This is a genomic window from Streptomyces sp. NPDC036813 (genome assembly GCF_055609245.1).
Window position 1 is genome coordinate 139,674 of record NZ_JBVJPV010000017.1, and the last position, 17,680, is coordinate 157,353.

Consider the following 17,680-nt stretch of genomic DNA (forward strand, 5'->3'; position numbering starts at 1 on the left):
ACCGCCCCCATGAGGCTCACAGGTTTATAAGTGCTCCATAAGGAGTGTCAACGCATATGCCCGCCAAGGGCGTTGCCTTTGCCCTCTTATTAACCGACGAGACGTTTCAGTGCCTCCGGCGCCTCCTCGATCCGGTCGACCAGTGCGATCCGGGACGCCATCGGGCGGTCCTTGGCGAGCGACTGCAGCAGCGGCCAGGCCGGCAGCCGCTCGGTCCAGTGCGCCCGGTCCACCAGCACCATCGGCGTCGCCTCGCCGCGGGACTCGTAGTAGTTCGGCGTCGCGTTGTCGAAGATCTCCTGTACGGTGCCGGCGGCGCCCGGCAGGAACACCACACCGGCGGTGCAGCGGGCCAGGAGGCCGTCCTCGCGGGTGGCGTTGGCGAAGTACTTGGCGATGTGCGTGGCGAACGGGTTCGGCGGCTCGTGGCCGTAGAACCAGGTCGGAATGCCGATCGACGTGCCGCCGCGCGGCCAGCGGGCGCGCACCTCGAACGCCGCCCGCGCCCAGTCGGTGACCGACGGCCGGAACGAGGGCACCGGCGCGAGGAGTTCGAGGGCCGCGGTCAGCATGTCGTCGTCGAAGGGCGCCGCGTACGCGCCCAGGTTCGCCGCCTCCATCGCGCCGGGTCCGCCGCCCGTCGCCACGGTGAGGCCGGCCCGGGCCAGGGCGCGGCCGAGGCGCGCGGCACCGGCGTACTCCCGGCTTCCGCGCGCCATCGCGTGGCCGCCCATGACGCCCACGACCCGGGCGCCGACGAGGACTTCGTCGAGGGCGTCGGAGACCGCGTCGTCGTGGATCGAGCGCAGCATGGAGGCGAATATGTCGCCGTCGGCCCTGGTCTGCTGGAACCAGGCGTAGGCGAGCGCGTCCGGGGTGGCCTCGTAGCCGCGGTCGAGTCCGGCGAAGAGTTCCTCGGCGGAGTAGACGAACCCCCGGTAGGGGTCGAAGGGCAGGCCGGGCACGGGCGGGAAGACCAGGGCGTCGGACGCCCTGACGCGGGCGGCCGCCTCGGGTGCCATCGGGCAGCCGAGAAAGACGGCGCCCGCCGTGTCCACGGACAGCAGCACGTCCGTACGGCCCGTCAGGTCCACGGCCTGGACGCGGAAACCGGCAAGGGTGCCGCCGTGCGCGACCACCTCGTCGAACTGGGCGAGGGACTCGATCTCACGGTCGTGGGAGCCGTCGTACGGCTGGGCGGGTGTCGAATGCACCCGCCCATGCTAGGCACCGCGCTTCGTCAGCCCTGTACGGCCGCCGGGTCCATCCACATGATCTCCCAGGTGTGGCCGTCGAGGTCGTCGAAGGCCCGGCCGTACATGAAGCCCATGTCCTGCGTCTTGCCGGTCGCGGCGCCGCCGAGAGCGATGGCACGGTCGACCAGCTCGTCGACCTTCTCGCGGCTCTCGGCGCTCAGACAGATCAGCACCTCGCTGGTCGTCTTCGTGTCCGCGATCCCCTTGTCGGTGAAGGTCGCGTAGAAGGGCTTCGTCAGCAGCATCACGACGATGGTGTCGCTGATCACGACCGACGCGGCGTTCTCGTCGCTGAACTGCGGGTTGATCGTGTAGCCGAGGTCGGTGAAGAACTTCTTCGAGGCCTCGAGGTCGTTCACGGGCAGGTTCACGAAGATCATCTGCTGGTGCATGGGGCCTCTCCCGTAGGTGGTGCGGTGTTGTCGGGGGGTAGACCGGGCCGCCGCACGGAACTCATCGGTGGCCGAAGGATTTTTCCGGTGGTGGTTCAGCGGGCGAGGGGGAGCGCGGCCAACTCGGCCACCAGCAGCGTCAGCGGGCCGAACACGGCCAGCAGGGCGGCCGCGCGCAGAGCCGCCGCCGAGCGCAGCATCGTGGCGGGGGCGCCGAGCCGGAGCAGGGCCGCGCTGGTGTCGGCCCGGTCCTGGCGTGCCTCCACGGCGGCGGTGAACAGCGTCGCCACCGCGCAGCCGGCGACGACGAGGGCGCCCAGGGTAGTCAGCGGGCCGAGCCCGGCGGAGCCGGCGTCGCGCAGGGCGGTCGTGGCGAACGCGGCCGACGCGACGGCGCAGACGACCCCGAGGGGGCGGCCGATGCGGGTGGCCTCCGCCATCAGCACGCGCCCGGCGAGCAGACGCAGCGCGCCCGGGCGGACGGCCTGCAGCAGGCGGCCGGTCAGGTGGGTGAGGCCGGGCCCGGCGAGGGCGAGACCGACGGCGGTGAGCAGCCAGCCCAGGAGCACGGCGACGGGTCCGGTGGCCAGGCCGCCGGGCATGGGCAGGGTGGTCGGGTCGGTGGTGCGGGTGGCGTAGGCCTCGGTGGCCAGGCCGACGGCGAGGAGGGTGACGCCCCAGGGCAGGAGGGCGGTGGGCTGGGACTCGGCGGCCGGTGCGGGGCGGGCGCTCTTTTCCGGGGCTTCCTGGGGGTCGGTGGTGTCGCCCGGCGCGCGCGTGAGGACGTCCGTGTCCACCTGCCCGGCGGGGCCGCCCTCCGCGGACTGGGGCCTGCTCACCGGTTCGCTGCCCCGCAGCCGTGCGCCGAACCTGCCGTACGCCCCGAAGGTCTCGCGGACCGCTGTCCTGCTGTACGCGCCGAAGCGGCCGTAGGCGTGCGAGGCGGGCCGGGGGCGCGGCTCGCGGGGGCGCAGGGCGAGGGCGACCAGGGCCGAGGCCGTGACCGGGAGGACGGCGAGCAGGGTCAGCGCCGCCGGGACCGGCAGCGGCTGGTCCGCCGCGAGGAACTGGGAAGCCGCGCCGTCGAACGGCATGCCGGTGAGGTCGCCGCGCAGGTGCAGGAAGAACAGCAGGGCCAGCACCGAGCCCAGCGCGGTGGACAGCGCCGTCGTCAGGGCCGCGATCGCCATCAGGCGGGCGGGGCCGAGTCCCACGGCGGACAGGCCGGGGCGTGGCTTGGTCGCGGGGTCGGTGCGGGCGACCGCCAGCGCGAACCACGCCGTCGCGGCCAGCGGTACGACGCACCACGCCAGACGCAGCAGCAGGGACGCCGGGGCGGCGCCGGGGTGGCCCAGCGCGTATCCGAGAGTGCACAGGAGCAGGAAGCCCGTGCCCGCCGACGCCGTCGTCACCAGCAGGCGGCGCAGATGGACGGCCGGGTGGGCGCCGCGGGTCAGACGGAGAGCGACCACGCGGTCCGGCCTTCCGTCTCGGTGGCCGGCGGCAGGTGCACCGTCTTCACCCGGCGGCCGTCGAGCAGCGACACCGTGCGGTCGGCGAGCGCGGCCGTCTCCGGGTCGGCGGTGGCCAGCACCACGGTGATGCCGTGCGAGCGGGCGGCGGTGGTCAGGGTGCGCAGGACGTGGGCGCGGTCGGCGCGGTGCAGGGGCGCGGTGGGCTCGTCGGCGAAGAGGACCGCGGGCGCCGGCGCGAGGGCGCGGGCGATGCAGGCGCGCTGCCGCTCGGCCTGGGTCAGCTCGTGCGGACGGCGGCGGGCCTTGTCACCGATGTCGACGCGTTCCAGCCACTCGGTGGCGGCGACCTTGGCGCGGCGCCGGCTGACGCCGCGCAGCATCAGCGGCAGGGCGGCGTTCTCCCACACGTTCAGCTCGGGGACCAGCAGCGGGGCGGGGTCGATCCAGCCGAAGCGGTCGCGGCGCAGGCGCTCGCGGGTGACCGGGCCCATGGTGTGCAGCGGCACGCTGTTGAACCACACCTCGCCGCGCTGGGCCGGGGCGAGTCCGGACAGGCAGCGCAGCAGCGTCGTCTTGCCGCTGCCGCGCGGGCCGCCGACGGCGAGGATCTCGCCCTCGCGCACGCCGAGCGAGATCCCCTGAAGCGCGGGGGAGCCGTCGCTGTGCGTGAAGTGCAGGGAGCGTGCCCAGAGCACGTCGTTGTCCGGCGGGGCCTCCATGGGCGTACACCTCGCGTCAGATCCGTAGTTCCCGTGCCGTTCCCCCGTCCGGGGGAACGAAGGCAGGGCCGATCGGTCACTGGCACGCTAGGCAGGCGACACCGGGAGCCCGGACAGCACGCGGCCCCGGGCCCCGTTTCTCACTCGAACGGGGGCACCGGGGCCGGGATGATCATCCAGAAGGCAGATCGGCAGGAGGACCGATCAGCGCCACCGGAGGATCCGTGACCGTCGGGACGGTGAGGGCCGTCGCGGCGGTTGCCGGAGCCGTCGTGGCGGCCGCGGCCGCCTTGACGGGCCTCAGAGCTTCGTCCACGCCTCCGTCAGCGTCGCGCGCAGGATCTGCTCGATCTCGTCGAACGTCTCCTGGTTGGAGATCAGCGGCGGGGCGAGCTGGATGACCGGGTCGCCACGGTCGTCGGCACGGCAGTACAGGCCGTTGTCGAACAGCGCCTTGGAGAGGAAGCCGTACAGGACGCGCTCGGTCTCCTCGTCGTTGAAGGACTCCTTGGTGGCCTTGTCCTTCACCAGCTCGATGCCGTAGAAGAAGCCGTTGCCGCGGACGTCGCCGACGATCGGCAGGTCGTGCAGCTTCTGCAGCGTGGAGAGGAACGCACCCTCGTTGTCGAGGACGTGCTGGTTCAGCTTCTCCTTGTCGAACAGGTCGAGGTTGGCGAGGCCGACCGCGGCGGAGACCGGGTGACCGCCGAAGGTGTAGCCGTGCAGGAAGGTGTTGTCGCCCTTGTAGAACGGCTCGGCCAGGCGGTCGGAGACGATGCACGCGCCGATCGGGGAGTAGCCCGAGGTCATGCCCTTGGCGCAGGTGATCATGTCCGGGACGTAGCCGAACTTGTCGCAGGCGAAGGTCGTGCCGAGGCGGCCGAAGGCGCAGATGACCTCGTCCGACACGAGCAGCACGTCGTACTGGTCGCAGATCTCGCGCACGCGCTGGAAGTAGCCGGGGGGCGGCGGGAAGCAGCCGCCGGCGTTCTGCACCGGCTCCAGGAAGACCGCGGCGACGGTGTCGGGGCCCTCGAAGAGGATCTGCTGCTCGATCTGGTCGGCGGCCCAGCGGCCGAAGGCCTCGGGGTCGTCGCCGAAGAGCGGCGCGCGGTAGATGTTGGTGTTCGGGACCTTGTGCGCACCCGGGACGAGGGGCTCGAACGGGGCCTTCAGGCCGGGCAGACCCGTGATGGACAGGGCGCCCTGCGGGGTGCCGTGGTAGGCGACCGCGCGGGAGATGACCTTGTACTTGGTGGGCTTGCCGACCAGCTTGAAGTACTGCTTGGCGAGCTTCCAGGCGGTCTCGACGGCCTCGCCGCCGCCGGTGGTGAAGAAGACCTTGTTCAGGTCGCCCGGGGCCTCGTTGGCCAGCCGCTCGGCCAGCTCGACGGCCTTGGGGTGGGCGTAGGACCACACCGGGAAGAAGGCGAGCTCCTGGGCCTGCTTCGCGGCGGTCTCGGCGAGTTCCGTGCGGCCGTGACCGGCCTGGACCACGAACAGGCCGGCGAGACCGTCCAGGTAGCGCTTGCCCTTGTCGTCGTAGATGTAGGTGCCCTCGCCCCGGACGATCGTCGGGACGGGGGAGTTCTCGTACGAGGACATGCGGGTGAAGTGCATCCACAGGTGGTCGTACGCGGACTTGCTGAGGTCCTTTGTGCTCACGGTTATCGGGTTCCCCACATGTAGGTCTGCTTCTTGAGCTTGAGGTAAACGAAGCTCTCGGTGGAGCGCACGCCGGGCAGGGCCCGGATGCGTTTGTTGATGACGTCCAGCAGGTGGTCGTCGTCCTCGCAGACGATCTCCGCGAGGATGTCGAACGAGCCCGCGGTCATCACCACGTACTCGACTTCCGACATGGCGGTCAGCGCGTCGGCCACCGCCTCGACGTCGCCCTCCACGTTGATGCCGACCATCGCCTGCCGACGGAAGCCCACGGTGAGCGGGTCCGTGACGGCGACGATCTGCATCACGCCCTGATCGAGCAGCTTCTGGACGCGCTGGCGCACGGCCGCTTCGGAGAGGCCGACGGCCTTGCCGATGGCGGCGTACGGCCGGCGGCCGTCCTCCTGAAGCTGTTCGATGATGGCGAGGGAGACGGCGTCCAGGTTGGGGTTGCTCCCGTTCCTGGACTCACGAGGGGTGTCGCGGAGGGACTCGCGGGAGTCCCTTGCGTCCCTGGGGTCTGCGCTTCGACTGGCCACGACCTCACTGTGCACGACGTCTCGACAGTTGTGCAAGCCCCGATCGATGAAATTCGTTGTTTGCGAGACGGAGACCGACGGATTTCGCAGATGTGAGGGGATCAGGGGTGTTGAAAACGTGGGCTCAGCGATTAGTCTGGGCATCTCAGTGATTGGACACACCCAACCTTGGAGGGCCGGCAGTGAGCACCGAGCTGCGTCGTCTGCGCAACTACATCGACGGTGAGTTCCGGGACGCCGCCGACGGACGGACCACGGAGGTGGTCAACCCCGCGACGGGCGAGGCGTACGCCACCGCGCCGCTGTCCGGCCAGGCGGACGTCGACGCCGCCATGGAGGCCGCCGCGCGCGCCTTCCCGGCCTGGCGCGACACCACCCCGGCGGAGCGCCAGAAGGCCCTGCTGAAGATCGCGGACGCGTTCGAGGAGCGCGCCGAGGACCTCATCGCGGCCGAGGTGGAGAACACGGGCAAGCCCACCGGGCTGGTCCGTACCGAGGAGATCCCCCCGATGGTCGACCAGATCCGCTTCTTCGCGGGTGCGGCGCGACTGCTGGAGGGCCGCTCGGCCGGCGAGTACATGGAGGGGATGACCTCGATCATCCGCCGTGAGCCGGTCGGCGTCTGCGCGCAGGTCGCGCCGTGGAACTACCCGATGATGATGGCCGTGTGGAAGTTCGCCCCGGCGATCGCCGCCGGCAACACCGTCGTGCTGAAGCCGTCGGACACCACCCCGGCCTCCACCGTGCTGATCGCCGAGATCCTCGGCGAGATCCTGCCCAAGGGTGTCTTCAACGTCATCTGCGGTGACCGCGAGACCGGCCGCGCGATGGTCGAGCACCCGACCCCGGCGATGGCCTCCATCACCGGCTCGGTGCGCGCCGGCATGTCGGTGGCCGAGTCCGCCGCCAAGGACGTCAAGCGCGTCCACCTGGAGCTGGGCGGCAAGGCCCCGGTCGTCGTCTTCGAGGACACCGACATCGCCAAGGCCGTCGAGGACATCACCGTGGCGGGCTTCTTCAACGCCGGCCAGGACTGTACGGCCGCCACGCGCGTGCTCGTGCACGAGTCGATCCACGACGAGTTCGTCTCCGCGCTCGCCAAGGCCGCGGCCGAGACCAAGACCGGTCAGCCGGACGACGAGGACGTGCTCTTCGGCCCGCTGAACAACCCCAACCAGCTCAAGCAGGTCGAGGGCTTCATCGAGCGGCTGCCCGCCCACGCGCGCGTGGAGGCCGGCGGCAAGCGCGTCGGCGACCAGGGCTACTTCTTCGCGCCGACCGTCGTCTCCGGTCTCAAGCAGGACGACGAGATCATCCAGAACGAGGTCTTCGGCCCGGTCATCACCGTCCAGTCCTTCGCGGACGAGGCCCAGGCCGTCGAGTGGGCCAACGGCGTCGAGTACGCGCTGGCCTCCTCGGTGTGGACCAAGGACCACGGCCGCGCCATGCGGATGTCCAAGAAGCTCGACTTCGGCTGCGTGTGGATCAACACCCACATCCCGCTGGTCGCCGAGATGCCGCACGGCGGCTTCAAGAAGTCCGGTTACGGCAAGGACCTGTCGGCGTACGGCTTCGAGGACTACACCCGCATCAAGCACGTCATGACGTCGCTGGACGCGTGACACCACCCCTGCGGGTGCGCTGAGGCCGACGGCCTCATCCACGGCTCGCGGCCCCGGACGGAGGACGGACCGTCCGGGGCCGCGGTGTGTCCGGCGGCGCCGTGCGCGCCCGGTGTCCGCGCCGGCCGGGTCCTCGGAGCGGGGCGCGGTGATCGACAACGTGTCGGTCAGGTGCCGTTTCGCTCGACGTGGCGTCAATTGATCACGCGTGTCACCGGGCGGCATGCTGCGGCCATGGCCCTCCCACACCAGACCGTCTCCCGCCGTTCCCTGCTGCGCACCCTCGGCGGCACCGCCGCGCTCGGTGCGCTGGCCGGCTGCGGAGTGCCCGCGGCGTACGTCCAGCCCGGCGACCGCGCCGCAGCCGACGACTCGGCCCGCGACAGACGGCTGACGTGGGCGAACTGGCCGCTGTACATCGACACCGCCGACGACCGCCCCAACCGGCGGCCCACGCTGGAGGCGTTCGAGAAGCAGAGCGGGATCTCCGTCGACTACGTCGAGGAGATCAACGACAACGACGAGTTCTTCGGCAAGATCAGCCCGGCGCTGATGAACCACCAGACCACCGGCCGGGATCTCGTCGTCATCAGCGACTGGATGTGCGCGCGGTTCGTCCGGCTGGGCTGGGTGCAGGAGCTCGACCGCGCCCGGCAGCCGAACGTCGCCCGGTACCTCGATCCGCTGCTGCGCTCGCCGGCCTTCGACCCGGGCCGCAAGTACACGGTGCCGTGGCAGTCCGGCATCACCGGCATCGCCTACAACCGCCGCAAGCTCGGCCGTGAGATACGGCACGTCCGCGACCTGTGGGCCGACGACCTGCGCGGCCGGGTCACGCTGCTTTCCGGGCTGGACGAGTCCTTCGCGCTGCTGATGCTGGGCAACGGCGTCGACATCACCCGGTGGACGGCGGACGACTTCCACCGGGTCTGCGACCAGGTCCAGGCCCAGGTGCGGCGCGGCCAGATCCGCCGCTTCACCGGCAACGACTACACCAAGGACCTGGTCAGCGGCGACGTCCTGGCCTGCCAGGCCTACTCCGGCGACGTGATCCAGCTGCGCGCGGACAACCCCGACATCGAGTTCGTCGTACCGGAGGAGGGCGCCGAGCTGTGGGCGGAGTCGCTCATGGTCCCGAACCTCGCCGGGCACAAGGCCAACGCCGAGCGGCTGATCGACTACTACTACCGGCCCGAGGTCGCCGCCGAGCTGGCCGCCTGGGTCAACTACGTCTGCCCGGTCCCGGCGGCCCGGCAGGTCCTCGCCGACTCCGGCGACAAGGACACCGCGGCCCTGGCGGAGGACCCGCTGATCTTCCCGGACGCGGGCATGCGCCGCCGGCTCGCGATCGCCCGTGACATCACGGCCGAGGAGCGGGTGGATTTCGCCAAGCGGTGGAACAAGATCGCCGGGCTGTAGCAGAATCGCCCGTGTGGGTAATTCATCAAGTGGTGAACACTCGAGTGGTGAAAACCTGTCCGCCTGGGTGACCTTCGGGCTGCTCGCCGCCTGGTCGCTCCACGACCTCGAGGAACTGGCGGCCGGCCCGCGCTGGGTCCGGCACAGCCTGCCCCGGCTGCGCGAGCGGTTCCCGACCGTGCCCGAGGGGGTGTGGCGCCAGATGCAGGCCGTCGACGAGCGGGAGTTCCCCCTGGCGGTCGCGGCCGTCGGCGCGTTCGTCGCCGCCGCGTCCGCCGCCGGGCACGCCGGCGGCGGCCGGTCGGCCTTCTACCAGGCCGCGCTGAACGGCTTCGGCCTGCACGGCCTGGTCCACATGGCGCAGGCCGCAGCCGTACGCGGCTACACCCCCGGGGTCGCGACCTCCCCGCTCGTCGTCGTGCCGTTCACCCTCTGGGCCCGCGGCCGCCTGCGCCGCGCCGGCGTGCTGCGCCCGATTCGGCCCCGCGACCTCGCCGTCGGCCTGGCGGCAGCCGGCGCCGTCACGGCCCTGGCGCACGGGGCGGCGCGGTGGGCGGTCGGCCGGTGACCTCGTCCGGGGTATCGCCGCCGTCACGATCCGTTCGGCGACCCGGGTTCGGGTCATCGCCCATGGCGTCGGTGACCGGACCTCCATCAACTCACCCTGACGGTCAGCGTTGACGGGTCCTGGTGGAAGCCCGCCGCCTCAGCGTCCTTCGTGGCGGTCCTGCGCGGCGAGCACCTCGTCGCCGTGTTCGAAGGCCCACGCGCCGACCGCGTCGATCGGGGCGAGCAACGTCCGCCCCAGCGACGTGAGTTCGTACTCGACGCGGGGCGGGGCACCGTCGTACGCCCGGCGGGTCACCAGCCCGTTGAACTCCAGTCGGCGCAGCGTCTCGGTCAGCACCTTCTGGCTGATCCCGCCGATCAGCGCGCGTAGTTCGCCGTGGCGGAGGGGGCCGTTCCCGAGGGCCCACAGCACCACCGCGTTCCAGGTGTTGGCGAGCAGGTCGAAGGCGAGGCGGGCCCGGCAGTCGGCGAGGAAGTCCTGGTCGCTGGTCACGTACCGAATGGTGCCTCAACCCCTGCCTAGCGTGGCGGCGTTGGTTTCCACCGAAAGGAGAGGGACGCATGCGCATCGGGATTCTCGGCAGCGGCTCCATGGCCGGCGCGCTGGGCACACAGTGGCGGCGGGCCGGGCACGCGGTGTTCACGGGCGGCCGCTCGGGCGGGGACGGCGGGCTGCGCGAGGCGGCCCGGTTCGGCACGGACGCCGTACTGCTGGCCCTGCCCTACGACGCCGTCGTGGACGCGGTCGCGGGACTCGAGGACACGCTCGACGGACGCACCCTGATCGACTGCACGAACCCGGTCGGCCCCGGCTTCGCCCTGCGCACGGCCGGTGGCCCCTCGGCCGCCGAACGCATCGCCGCGGCCGCGCCCGCCGCGCACGTGGTCAAGGCGTTCAACCTCTGCCATTCCGACGTCTGGCGGCTGACCCCACCCGTGTTCGACGGCCGTCCGCTGGCCGTCCCGTTGTGCGGCGACGACGAGGACGCGCTGTCCGCCGTACGCCGGCTCGTCCGCGACCTGGGGTGCGAGCCGCTGAACGCCGGGCGACTGGCCGAGGCGGGGCTGGTGGAGGCCACGGCCGCGCTGCTGATCCGGCTGTGGGTGGGCGAGGGCGCGGACGCCCAGGCCATCGCACCGCCGCTCACGGCCTCGGGGGCCCAGGGGACCTAGGGGGGCCGGCCCTGGGGCCTGTCCGGCGGATCCGGCCCGAGACACCCCCTAGCCCTGGCGCAGGGCGTCGAGGACGTCGATGCGGTTGGTGGTGATCGAGTCCACGCCCGCGTCGATCAGGCGGCGCATGGCGCGGCGGGTGTCGGGGGTCCAGACGGACAGCAGGTAGCCGTCGCGGTGGACACGCTCGGCCAGGGCGTGGTCCACCAGCGAGAAGCGGTAGTTGAGCCAGCGCGGCCGCACCGCCTCCAGCAGCTCCGGGCGCGGCGGCGCGAGGCTCGTCCAGGTGAGCGCGATCTCCGCGGACGGGTCGGCGGCCCGCAGCGCCAGCATGGCCCGGGCGTCCGCGCAGTAGTACACGCGGTCCTGGGCCCCCGCCTCCCGGACCACGTCCACGACCCGGCGCGCGGCCGTCACGTCCGGCGTGCCGGGCAGATCGACCATCACCCGGCTGCCGCCCACCGCCGCCAGCGCCGCCGCCAGCGTCGGCACCCCGCCACCGGTCAGCCCCTCCACCTCGGCCAGGGAGAGGGCGAGCAGCGGACGGTCCTGTTCCCACAGCCGCTTCAGCGTCTCGTCATGCAGGAGAACGGGCACGCCGTCCCGGGTGAGCCGTACGTCGATCTCCACGGCGTCCGCGCCCGCGGCGAGCGCGGAACGCAGGGAGGCGATCGTGTTCTCCCGTACGCGGTACGGGTCGCCGCGGTGCGCCACGGCCGTCAGGGTCTGCATGCGGGCCATTGTGACGGCAGTCGGCCCCCGCATGTCAGGGAGCGAGCCACCGCGCGGTGTAGGCGTCGATCTCCTCACGGACACGGGTCTTTCCGGCGCCGTCAAGGAAGGAGGCGTCGACGGCGTTCTTCGCCAGCTCCGCGAGGCCCCGTTCGTCGAGGTCCAGCAGCCGGGCGGCGACCGCGTACTCGTTGTTCAGGTCGGTGCCGAACATCGGCGGGTCGTCGGAGTTGATCGTCACCAGGACGCCCGCCTGCACGAACTCCTTGATCGGGTGCTCGTCGAGCGTGGCCACCGCGCGCGTGGCGATGTTCGACGTGGGGCACACCTCCAGCGGGATGCGGTGCTCGGCGAGGTGCGCGAGCAGCTTCTCGTCCTGTGCGGAACTCGTGCCGTGCCCGATCCGCTCGGCGCCCAGGTACGTCAGCGCGTCCCACACGGTCTGCGGGCCGGTGGTCTCACCGGCGTGCGGCACCGAGTGCAGGCCGGCCGCGATCGCCCGGTCGAAGTACGGCTTGAACTGCGGGCGCGGCACACCGATCTCCGGCCCGCCGAGACCGAAGGAGACCAGCCCCTCGGGGCGCACCGCGTCATCCGTGGCGAGCCGGGCCGTCACCTCGGCGGACTCCAGGCCGGCCTCACCGGGGATGTCGAAGCACCAGCGCAGCACCGTGCCGAACTCGGCCTCGGCCGCCTTGCGGGCGTCCTCGATCGCCGCCATGAACGCCCGCTCGTCGATCCCGCGGCGCACGGAGGAGTACGGGGTGATGGTCAGCTCGGCGTAGCGCACCTGCTGCCGGGCCAGGTCGCGGGCCACCTCGTAGGTGAGCAGGCGGACGTCCTCCGGGGTGCGGATCAGGTCGACGACGGACAGGTAGACCTCGATGAAGTGGGCGAAGTCCGTGAACGTGAAGTAGTCGGCCAGCGCCTCGGGATCGGTCGGGACCTTGGAGTCGGGGTGGCGGGCGGCCAGCTCGGAGACGATCCGGGGGGAGGCGGAGCCGACGTGGTGCACGTGCAGTTCTGCCTTGGGCAGTCCGGCGATGAAGGCGTGCAGATGGCCCGGGACGGGCGCGGCGGCTGCGTCGAAGTGCTCGGTCAAGGGGTCCTCCCCGGGACGGCGCCCCCGGCCGGCGGTGCCGGTGCCGGGGCGCGGTGATCGGCTGATCGGTGGTTCGGGCTCATCGTAGGCCGGGGGCGGGGGAGGGATGACGGGGTGCCGGGGGGCGCCTCGGGGGAGAGAGGAGGAGGAGTGGGGCGGGCGTGACGGGTCGGGGGCAGAGGAACGGTGCCATGGGCGGGAGTTCGCGGCCTGTCACCGTCGCCGCGGCCGACCAGGGGGCCTGAGGAGGGGCGTGCGGTCGGGCCGTAGCATGGCGGGACGTTCGCAGAGGGGGATTCGCGCATGGCCGACGAGACGGGGACGCCGGGGATACCGGGGGTTCAGGGCATTCCGGGGATTCCGGAGAACGGGACCGCGGAGGGGCCCGGCGCGGGGGAGAGCCCGAAGGTGTCGCTCGGCAAGGGTCCGGCGGCCGGGGGTGTGTCCTCCTCTGCCGGCCCCCAGGTGCCGGCATCCGGCGGTGCGTCCCCTTCCGGTGGCGGACCCGCACCGTGGGCCGCGCCCGGCGCGGCGGACGGTCCCGGACACACGGTCGCCTCCTCGGGTCCGGTTGCCCCGGCGCCGCCGCACGAGCAGCAGACGTTCGTCTCCGCCCCGGGCGGCACGGACACCCCGCAGCCGTACTCATGGCCGGAACCGAACCCCTTCGCGCCGCCGCAGTCCGACCAGGCCGGTGGTGCCAATCCCTTCGCGCCGCCGCAGCCGGGCCAGGTCACCGGCGTCGGTCCCTTCGCGCCGCCGGCCGTGTCCTCGGCGCACGGTGAGCCGGTTCCGCCGCCGCCCATCGCGCCGGACGGTCCCGGCCAGGCGGCCTACGGCTACCCCGGCGGTCACGGCTACCCCGGAGCGGCCGGCCCCGGCGGTGCCCATGGCCCGCAGGCCCAGGGATACCCGGCCGGCTACTACGGCTGGCCCGGTATGCAGCCGCTGCCCAGCAACGGCATGGGGACGGCGGGGCTGGTGCTCGGCATCATCGGCGCGGTCGTCTTCTGTGCGTGGCCGCTGGCCATCATCGCGGGCACCCTCGGCGTAATCTTCGGAGCGATCGGCCGCAGCAAGGCCAAGCGGGGCGAGGCCACCAACCCGGGCCAGGCCCTGGCCGGCATCATCTGCGGCGCCACGGGCATCGTCCTCGGCGTCGGCTTTCTGATCCTGGTGATCGCGGCCTCCTGACATCGACGGGCACGCGGGCCGGTACCCCGTTGCCGGCTGCCGTCACGCAAGTCCCTTCACCCAGGGCGCTTGACCCACCCCTCACGCAGACCCGCAGAACGATCCGCCGGCCCATCCTCACGCAGACCGCTTGGCCCACCTCTCACGCAGACCCGCAGACCGATCCGCCGGCCCGCCCTCACGCAGACCGCAGGCCGATCCGTTCCCGCGCCTCCATCAGCGCGAAGCCCAGCAGGTTCGGCCCCCGCCACCGCTCCGGGTCCGTCGCCGCCTCGTCGTCCGCCGCGAGGCCGATGCCCCAGACGCGGTCTACCGGGCTGGCCTCGACCAGTACCCGGTCCCCGGTGTTCAGCAGGAACTCCCGCAGCTCCGGGTCGGCCGAGAACTTGTGCACGCTGCCCTCGACGACGATCCGGAACCGCTCGCGCTCCCAGACCTCCTCGTCGAAGTCGCGCACCAGGCGCCCCGCCTTCTTCGCCTCGGACGGATGAGCGGCGGCCAGGACCTGCCGCTCCGCCTTCGCGTCGCCGAACAGCCTGGCCTTGCCGGCCATCATCCAGTGCTCGGCCGTGGCGTACCGCACGCCGTCGACCACGAACGGTGAGGGCCACCACTGGCTCAGACAGCTCGCGCCCACTCGGCCGTCGGGGCGCGGCCGGTGCCCCCAGAAGCAGAGGTACTTGATCCTCGCCCCCGCGTGGACCGCCCTGACCAGGGCCTCCCGAGAATCGATCTTCGTCATGCACGCGAGTCTGGCACGCGCCACTGACACTGCGTCCGGCCTTTTCCGGTATCACTCGACACCTGGTCGACCGAATCCGTCGCGTAACCGAAAGGCAACAACGGAATCCCTTGTCCACCTCCCGGGCCTCTGTCAGGATCGGCACTCAAATCGAGCTGGAGCTACGCCACCCACCCCCACGGGACAGCCACCCACCCCCCTCACGGGACGGGGGGGACGACGGCGGAGGAGAGCGACATGCACAACCCGGGCACCACCCCGGAGAGGTCCGCGGAATTCCCCGCACAGGAGCGTTTCGCGGACGGCGCGCAGTACATCGCGGGACGTCTCACCCGGGGCACCTCGGGCCGCAGTCACGCGGTCGTCGACCCGGCCACCGGCGAGGAGGTCTTCACCTACGAGCTGGCAGGGGCCGACGACGTCGACGCGGCCGTGGCCGCCGCCCGCGCGGCCTTCCCCGGCTGGGCCGGTGCCACGCCCGGGGAGCGCTCCGACGCCCTGCACCGCTTCGCAGCGGTCCTCGCCGACCGGGCGGAGGACTTCGCCCGCGCGGAGTCCCTGCAGTGCGGCAAGCCGCTCAAGCTCAGCCGTGAGTTCGACGTACCGGGGACGGTCGACAACGCCGCCTTCTTCGCCGGTGCCGCGCGGCACCTCCAGGGGCAGTCGGCCGGTGAGTACTCCGGCGACCACACGTCGTACGTCCGCCGTGAGCCGATCGGGGTCGTCGGGTCCATCGCGCCGTGGAACTACCCGTTGCAGATGGCGGCCTGGAAGATCCTCCCGGCGATCGCCGCGGGCAACACCATCGTGCTGAAGCCCGCCGAGCTGACCCCGCTCACCTCGCTGCTGTTCGCCGAGGCCGCCACCGCGGCGGGCATTCCCGACGGTGTGATCAACGTCGTCACCGGGACCGGGAAGGAGGCCGGTGAGCGCCTGGTGGGTCACCCGGACGTGGCCATGACCTCCTTCACCGGCTCCACCGCGGTCGGCAAGCGGGTTGCCGAGATCGCCACCGCCACCGTCAAGCGCCTGCACCTGGAACTCGGCGGCAAGGCACCCTTCGTGGTCTTCGACGACGCGGACCTGGACGCGGCCGTCAACGGCGCGGTCGCCGGCGCGCTCATCAACACCGGGCAGGACTGCACGGCCGCCACGCGCGCGTACGTGCAGCGCCCGCTGTACGACGAGTTCGTCGCCCGGACCGCCGCGCTGATGGAGACGGTGCGGCTCGGCGATCCCTTCGCCCCGGGCACCGACCTCGGACCGCTGATCTCGCACGCCCAGCGCGACCGCGTGGCCGGCTTCGTCGACCGGGCGCGTGCCTACGCGCGCGTGGTCACCGGCGGCGAGGCACCCGGTGGCGAGCTGGCCAAGGGCGCGTACTACCGGCCCACCCTGGTCGCCGGCGCGCCGCAGGACAGCGAGATCGTCCAGGCGGAGATCTTCGGTCCCGTGTTGGTCGTATTGCCGTTCGACAGCGACGATGAAGGAATCCGGCTGGCCAACGACACCCCCTACGGCCTCGCCGCCTCCGCGTGGAGCCGGGACGTGTACCGGGCGAATCGGGCGACACGCGAGATCAAGGCGGGGTGCGTGTGGATCAACGACCACATCCCGATCATCAGCGAGATGCCCCACGGCGGCTACAAGGCGTCCGGCTTCGGCAAGGACATGTCATCGTACTCGTTCGAGGAGTACACGCAGATCAAGCACGTCATGTTCGACAACACGGCGGTCGTCAGGAAGGACTGGCACCGCACGATCTTCGGGGACCGATAGCCACAACGGGCCGGCGACCACGGCCCATCCCTCCCGAAAGGGCAACCACGCGCATGGAGCAGTACGAGCCCGACCGCCTGACCCCGGCCCAAGCGGCCGCCATGCGGCGCAGTTTCCGCAATGGGCGGGCCGCCCTCACCCGCCGTTCGCTGCTGCGCGCCTCCGCGGGCGGCGCGCTCGCGGTCGGCGGACTCGGGGCGCTGAGCGCCTGCGGGATCCCCGCGGCCGGCAAGACGGCGGGCGGCACCTCCGCCGAGGACCACTCGGCCCAGGAGAAGACCGTCAACTTCTCCAACTGGACCGAGTACATGGACGTCGACGACGCGGGCAAGCACCACCCGACGCTCGACCAGTTCACCCGGCGCACCGGCATCACGGTCCGCTACACCGAGGACATCAACGACAACAACGAGTTCTTCGGCAAGATCCAGCCGCAGCTCGCCGCGGGCCAGGACACCGGCCGCGACCTGATCGTCCTCACCGACTGGATGGCCGCCCGTCTGATCCGCCTGGGCTGGGTGCAGAAGCTGGACCCGGCGCACCTGCCGCACGCCTACGCCAACCTCTCGCAGCAGTTCCGCAGCCCCGACTGGGACCCGGGGCGGGCGTACTCCTACCCCTGGCAGGGCATCTCCACGGTCATCGCCTACAACAAGAAGGCGCTCGGCGGCGTCGAGGTGAAGTCCGTCTCCGATCTGCTCGACAACCGCAAGCTCAAGGGCCGCGTCGGCTTCCTCACCGAGATGCGCGACAGCATCGGCATGACGCTGCTGGACATGGGCAAGGACCCGGCGAAGTTCACCGACGACGACTTCGACGCCGCCATCGCCCGCCTGCAGAAGGGCGTGGACAGCGGCCAGATCCGCCGCTTCACCGGAAACGACTACACCTCCGACCTCACCAAGGGCGACCTCGCCGCCTGTCTGGCCTGGGCCGGGGACGTCGTACAGCTGAAGGCGGACAGCCCGGACGTCGACTTCGTCATTCCGGACAGCGGGTACATCACCTCGACCGACGTGATGCTGATCCCCAACAAGGCGCGTCACAAGACCAACGCCGAACGGCTCATGGACTACTACTACGAGCCGCAGCCGGCCGCCGAGCTCGCCGCCTACATCAACTACGTCTGTCCGGTCGAGGGCGTGCGGGCGGAGCTTGCGAAGATCGACAAGGGTGCGGCGAACAACCCGCTGATCATCCCCGACAAGGCCATGCAGGCGAGGTCTCACCCCTTCCGCTCCCTGACGCAGAAGGAAGAGACCGCCTACGAACAGAAATTCGCGAAGCTCACTGGGGCGTGA

Annotated in this window: 17 protein-coding genes; 7 read left to right on the forward strand and 10 right to left on the reverse strand. The window is 71.7% G+C overall.

Annotation, left to right across the window (positions count from 1 at the left end):
- Positions 1 to 89: 89 nt before the first annotated feature.
- The 6 genes from ACZ67Q_RS31015 to ACZ67Q_RS31040 all read right to left on the reverse strand — a co-directional run bounded on the left by ACZ67Q_RS31015 (position 90) and on the right by ACZ67Q_RS31040 (position 6,061).
- Complete coding sequence (locus ACZ67Q_RS31015; protein ID WP_471188916.1) at positions 90 to 1,214, reverse strand: LOG family protein; 1,125 nt, start codon at positions 1,212 to 1,214, stop codon at positions 90 to 92.
- Positions 1,215 to 1,240: 26 nt separating this feature from the next.
- Positions 1,241 to 1,648 (reverse strand): VOC family protein, encoded by a 408-nt coding sequence (locus ACZ67Q_RS31020; RefSeq protein ID WP_471188918.1) that lies wholly within the window; start codon positions 1,646 to 1,648, stop codon positions 1,241 to 1,243.
- Between the two features lie 95 nt (positions 1,649 to 1,743).
- The gene (locus ACZ67Q_RS31025) at positions 1,744 to 3,120 is read right to left on the reverse strand and encodes a hypothetical protein (protein ID WP_471188920.1); all 1,377 of its coding nucleotides are present in this window, start codon (positions 3,118 to 3,120) and stop codon (positions 1,744 to 1,746) included.
- A complete protein-coding gene (locus ACZ67Q_RS31030) occupies positions 3,102 to 3,842 on the reverse strand; it encodes an ABC transporter ATP-binding protein (RefSeq protein WP_361627519.1) in 741 nt (246 codons plus the stop codon). Before ACZ67Q_RS31030 ends, ACZ67Q_RS31025 begins: the two co-directional genes overlap by 19 nt.
- A gap of 300 nt (positions 3,843 to 4,142) precedes the next feature.
- Complete coding sequence (locus tag ACZ67Q_RS31035) at positions 4,143 to 5,507, reverse strand: aspartate aminotransferase family protein (RefSeq protein ID WP_471188922.1); 1,365 nt, start codon at positions 5,505 to 5,507, stop codon at positions 4,143 to 4,145.
- A gap of 2 nt (positions 5,508 to 5,509) precedes the next feature.
- Entirely contained in the window at positions 5,510 to 6,061 is a 552-nt protein-coding gene (locus ACZ67Q_RS31040) for an Lrp/AsnC family transcriptional regulator (protein WP_363266640.1), read from the reverse strand.
- Between the two features lie 167 nt (positions 6,062 to 6,228).
- Here ACZ67Q_RS31040 and ACZ67Q_RS31045 point away from each other — a divergent pair, with 167 nt between their 5' ends.
- From ACZ67Q_RS31045 to ACZ67Q_RS31055, 3 genes are all read left to right on the forward strand, one after another.
- Positions 6,229 to 7,668 (forward strand): gamma-aminobutyraldehyde dehydrogenase, encoded by a 1,440-nt coding sequence (locus ACZ67Q_RS31045; RefSeq protein ID WP_471188925.1) that lies wholly within the window; start codon positions 6,229 to 6,231, stop codon positions 7,666 to 7,668.
- A 234-nt stretch (positions 7,669 to 7,902) separates the two neighbouring features.
- Positions 7,903 to 9,087: an extracellular solute-binding protein gene (locus tag ACZ67Q_RS31050; protein WP_471188927.1), complete on the forward strand. Its 1,185-nt coding sequence runs from the start codon at positions 7,903 to 7,905 to the stop codon at positions 9,085 to 9,087.
- A 67-nt stretch (positions 9,088 to 9,154) separates the two neighbouring features.
- The gene (locus ACZ67Q_RS31055; protein WP_471188929.1) at positions 9,155 to 9,655 is read left to right on the forward strand and encodes an HXXEE domain-containing protein; all 501 of its coding nucleotides are present in this window, start codon (positions 9,155 to 9,157) and stop codon (positions 9,653 to 9,655) included.
- 138 nt (positions 9,656 to 9,793) lie between these two features.
- On the opposite strand, the gene ACZ67Q_RS31060 is transcribed toward ACZ67Q_RS31055, so the two are convergent.
- The gene (locus ACZ67Q_RS31060) at positions 9,794 to 10,150 is read right to left on the reverse strand and encodes a winged helix-turn-helix transcriptional regulator (RefSeq protein ID WP_471188931.1); all 357 of its coding nucleotides are present in this window, start codon (positions 10,148 to 10,150) and stop codon (positions 9,794 to 9,796) included.
- Positions 10,151 to 10,218: 68 nt separating this feature from the next.
- On the opposite strand from ACZ67Q_RS31060, the gene ACZ67Q_RS31065 reads away from it, so the two are divergent.
- Positions 10,219 to 10,830 carry an NADPH-dependent F420 reductase gene (locus tag ACZ67Q_RS31065; protein WP_471188934.1) on the forward strand — a complete coding sequence of 204 codons (612 nt, stop codon included), beginning with the start codon at positions 10,219 to 10,221 and terminating at the stop codon, positions 10,828 to 10,830.
- 48 nt (positions 10,831 to 10,878) lie between these two features.
- On the opposite strand, the gene ACZ67Q_RS31070 is transcribed toward ACZ67Q_RS31065, so the two are convergent.
- Together ACZ67Q_RS31070 and ACZ67Q_RS31075 are read right to left on the reverse strand one after the other, a co-directional pair.
- Positions 10,879 to 11,562, reverse strand: a complete 684-nt coding sequence (locus ACZ67Q_RS31070) for a glycerophosphodiester phosphodiesterase (protein WP_471188936.1) — start codon at positions 11,560 to 11,562, stop codon at positions 10,879 to 10,881.
- Positions 11,563 to 11,596: 34 nt separating this feature from the next.
- The gene (locus tag ACZ67Q_RS31075) at positions 11,597 to 12,772 is read right to left on the reverse strand and encodes an adenosine deaminase (RefSeq protein ID WP_471189112.1); all 1,176 of its coding nucleotides are present in this window, start codon (positions 12,770 to 12,772) and stop codon (positions 11,597 to 11,599) included.
- Between the two features lie 195 nt (positions 12,773 to 12,967).
- Here ACZ67Q_RS31075 and ACZ67Q_RS31080 point away from each other — a divergent pair, with 195 nt between their 5' ends.
- Positions 12,968 to 13,858 (forward strand): DUF4190 domain-containing protein, encoded by an 891-nt coding sequence (locus ACZ67Q_RS31080; protein WP_471188938.1) that lies wholly within the window; start codon positions 12,968 to 12,970, stop codon positions 13,856 to 13,858.
- 178 nt (positions 13,859 to 14,036) lie between these two features.
- Here the strand turns inward: ACZ67Q_RS31080 and ACZ67Q_RS31085 are convergent, their stop codons facing one another.
- A complete protein-coding gene (locus ACZ67Q_RS31085) occupies positions 14,037 to 14,600 on the reverse strand; it encodes an NADAR family protein (RefSeq protein WP_471188941.1) in 564 nt (187 codons plus the stop codon).
- 237 nt (positions 14,601 to 14,837) lie between these two features.
- On the opposite strand from ACZ67Q_RS31085, the gene ACZ67Q_RS31090 reads away from it, so the two are divergent.
- Together ACZ67Q_RS31090 and ACZ67Q_RS31095 are read left to right on the forward strand one after the other, a co-directional pair.
- Positions 14,838 to 16,379, forward strand: a complete 1,542-nt coding sequence (locus ACZ67Q_RS31090) for a gamma-aminobutyraldehyde dehydrogenase (protein ID WP_471188943.1) — start codon at positions 14,838 to 14,840, stop codon at positions 16,377 to 16,379.
- Positions 16,380 to 16,432: 53 nt separating this feature from the next.
- Positions 16,433 to 17,680 (forward strand): polyamine ABC transporter substrate-binding protein, encoded by a 1,248-nt coding sequence (locus tag ACZ67Q_RS31095; RefSeq protein ID WP_471188946.1) that lies wholly within the window; start codon positions 16,433 to 16,435, stop codon positions 17,678 to 17,680.

Bases quoted from the DNA above. Each gene is read 5' to 3' on its own strand.
- ACZ67Q_RS31020 (WP_471188918.1), bottom strand. From the start codon at position 1,648: ATGCACCAGCAGATGATCTTCGTGAACCTGCCCGTGAACGACCTCGAG.
- ACZ67Q_RS31030 (WP_361627519.1), bottom strand. From the start codon at position 3,842: ATGGAGGCCCCGCCGGACAACGACGTGCTCTGGGCACGCTCCCTGCAC.
- ACZ67Q_RS31050 (WP_471188927.1), top strand. From the start codon at position 7,903: ATGGCCCTCCCACACCAGACCGTCTCCCGCCGTTCCCTGCTGCGCACC.
- ACZ67Q_RS31065 (WP_471188934.1), top strand. From the start codon at position 10,219: ATGCGCATCGGGATTCTCGGCAGCGGCTCCATGGCCGGCGCGCTGGGC.
- ACZ67Q_RS31070 (WP_471188936.1), bottom strand. From the start codon at position 11,562: ATGCAGACCCTGACGGCCGTGGCGCACCGCGGCGACCCGTACCGCGTA.
- ACZ67Q_RS31080 (WP_471188938.1), top strand. From the start codon at position 12,968: ATGGCCGACGAGACGGGGACGCCGGGGATACCGGGGGTTCAGGGCATT.
- ACZ67Q_RS31085 (WP_471188941.1), bottom strand. From the start codon at position 14,600: ATGACGAAGATCGATTCTCGGGAGGCCCTGGTCAGGGCGGTCCACGCG.
- ACZ67Q_RS31090 (WP_471188943.1), top strand. From the start codon at position 14,838: ATGCACAACCCGGGCACCACCCCGGAGAGGTCCGCGGAATTCCCCGCA.
- ACZ67Q_RS31095 (WP_471188946.1), top strand. From the start codon at position 16,433: ATGGAGCAGTACGAGCCCGACCGCCTGACCCCGGCCCAAGCGGCCGCC.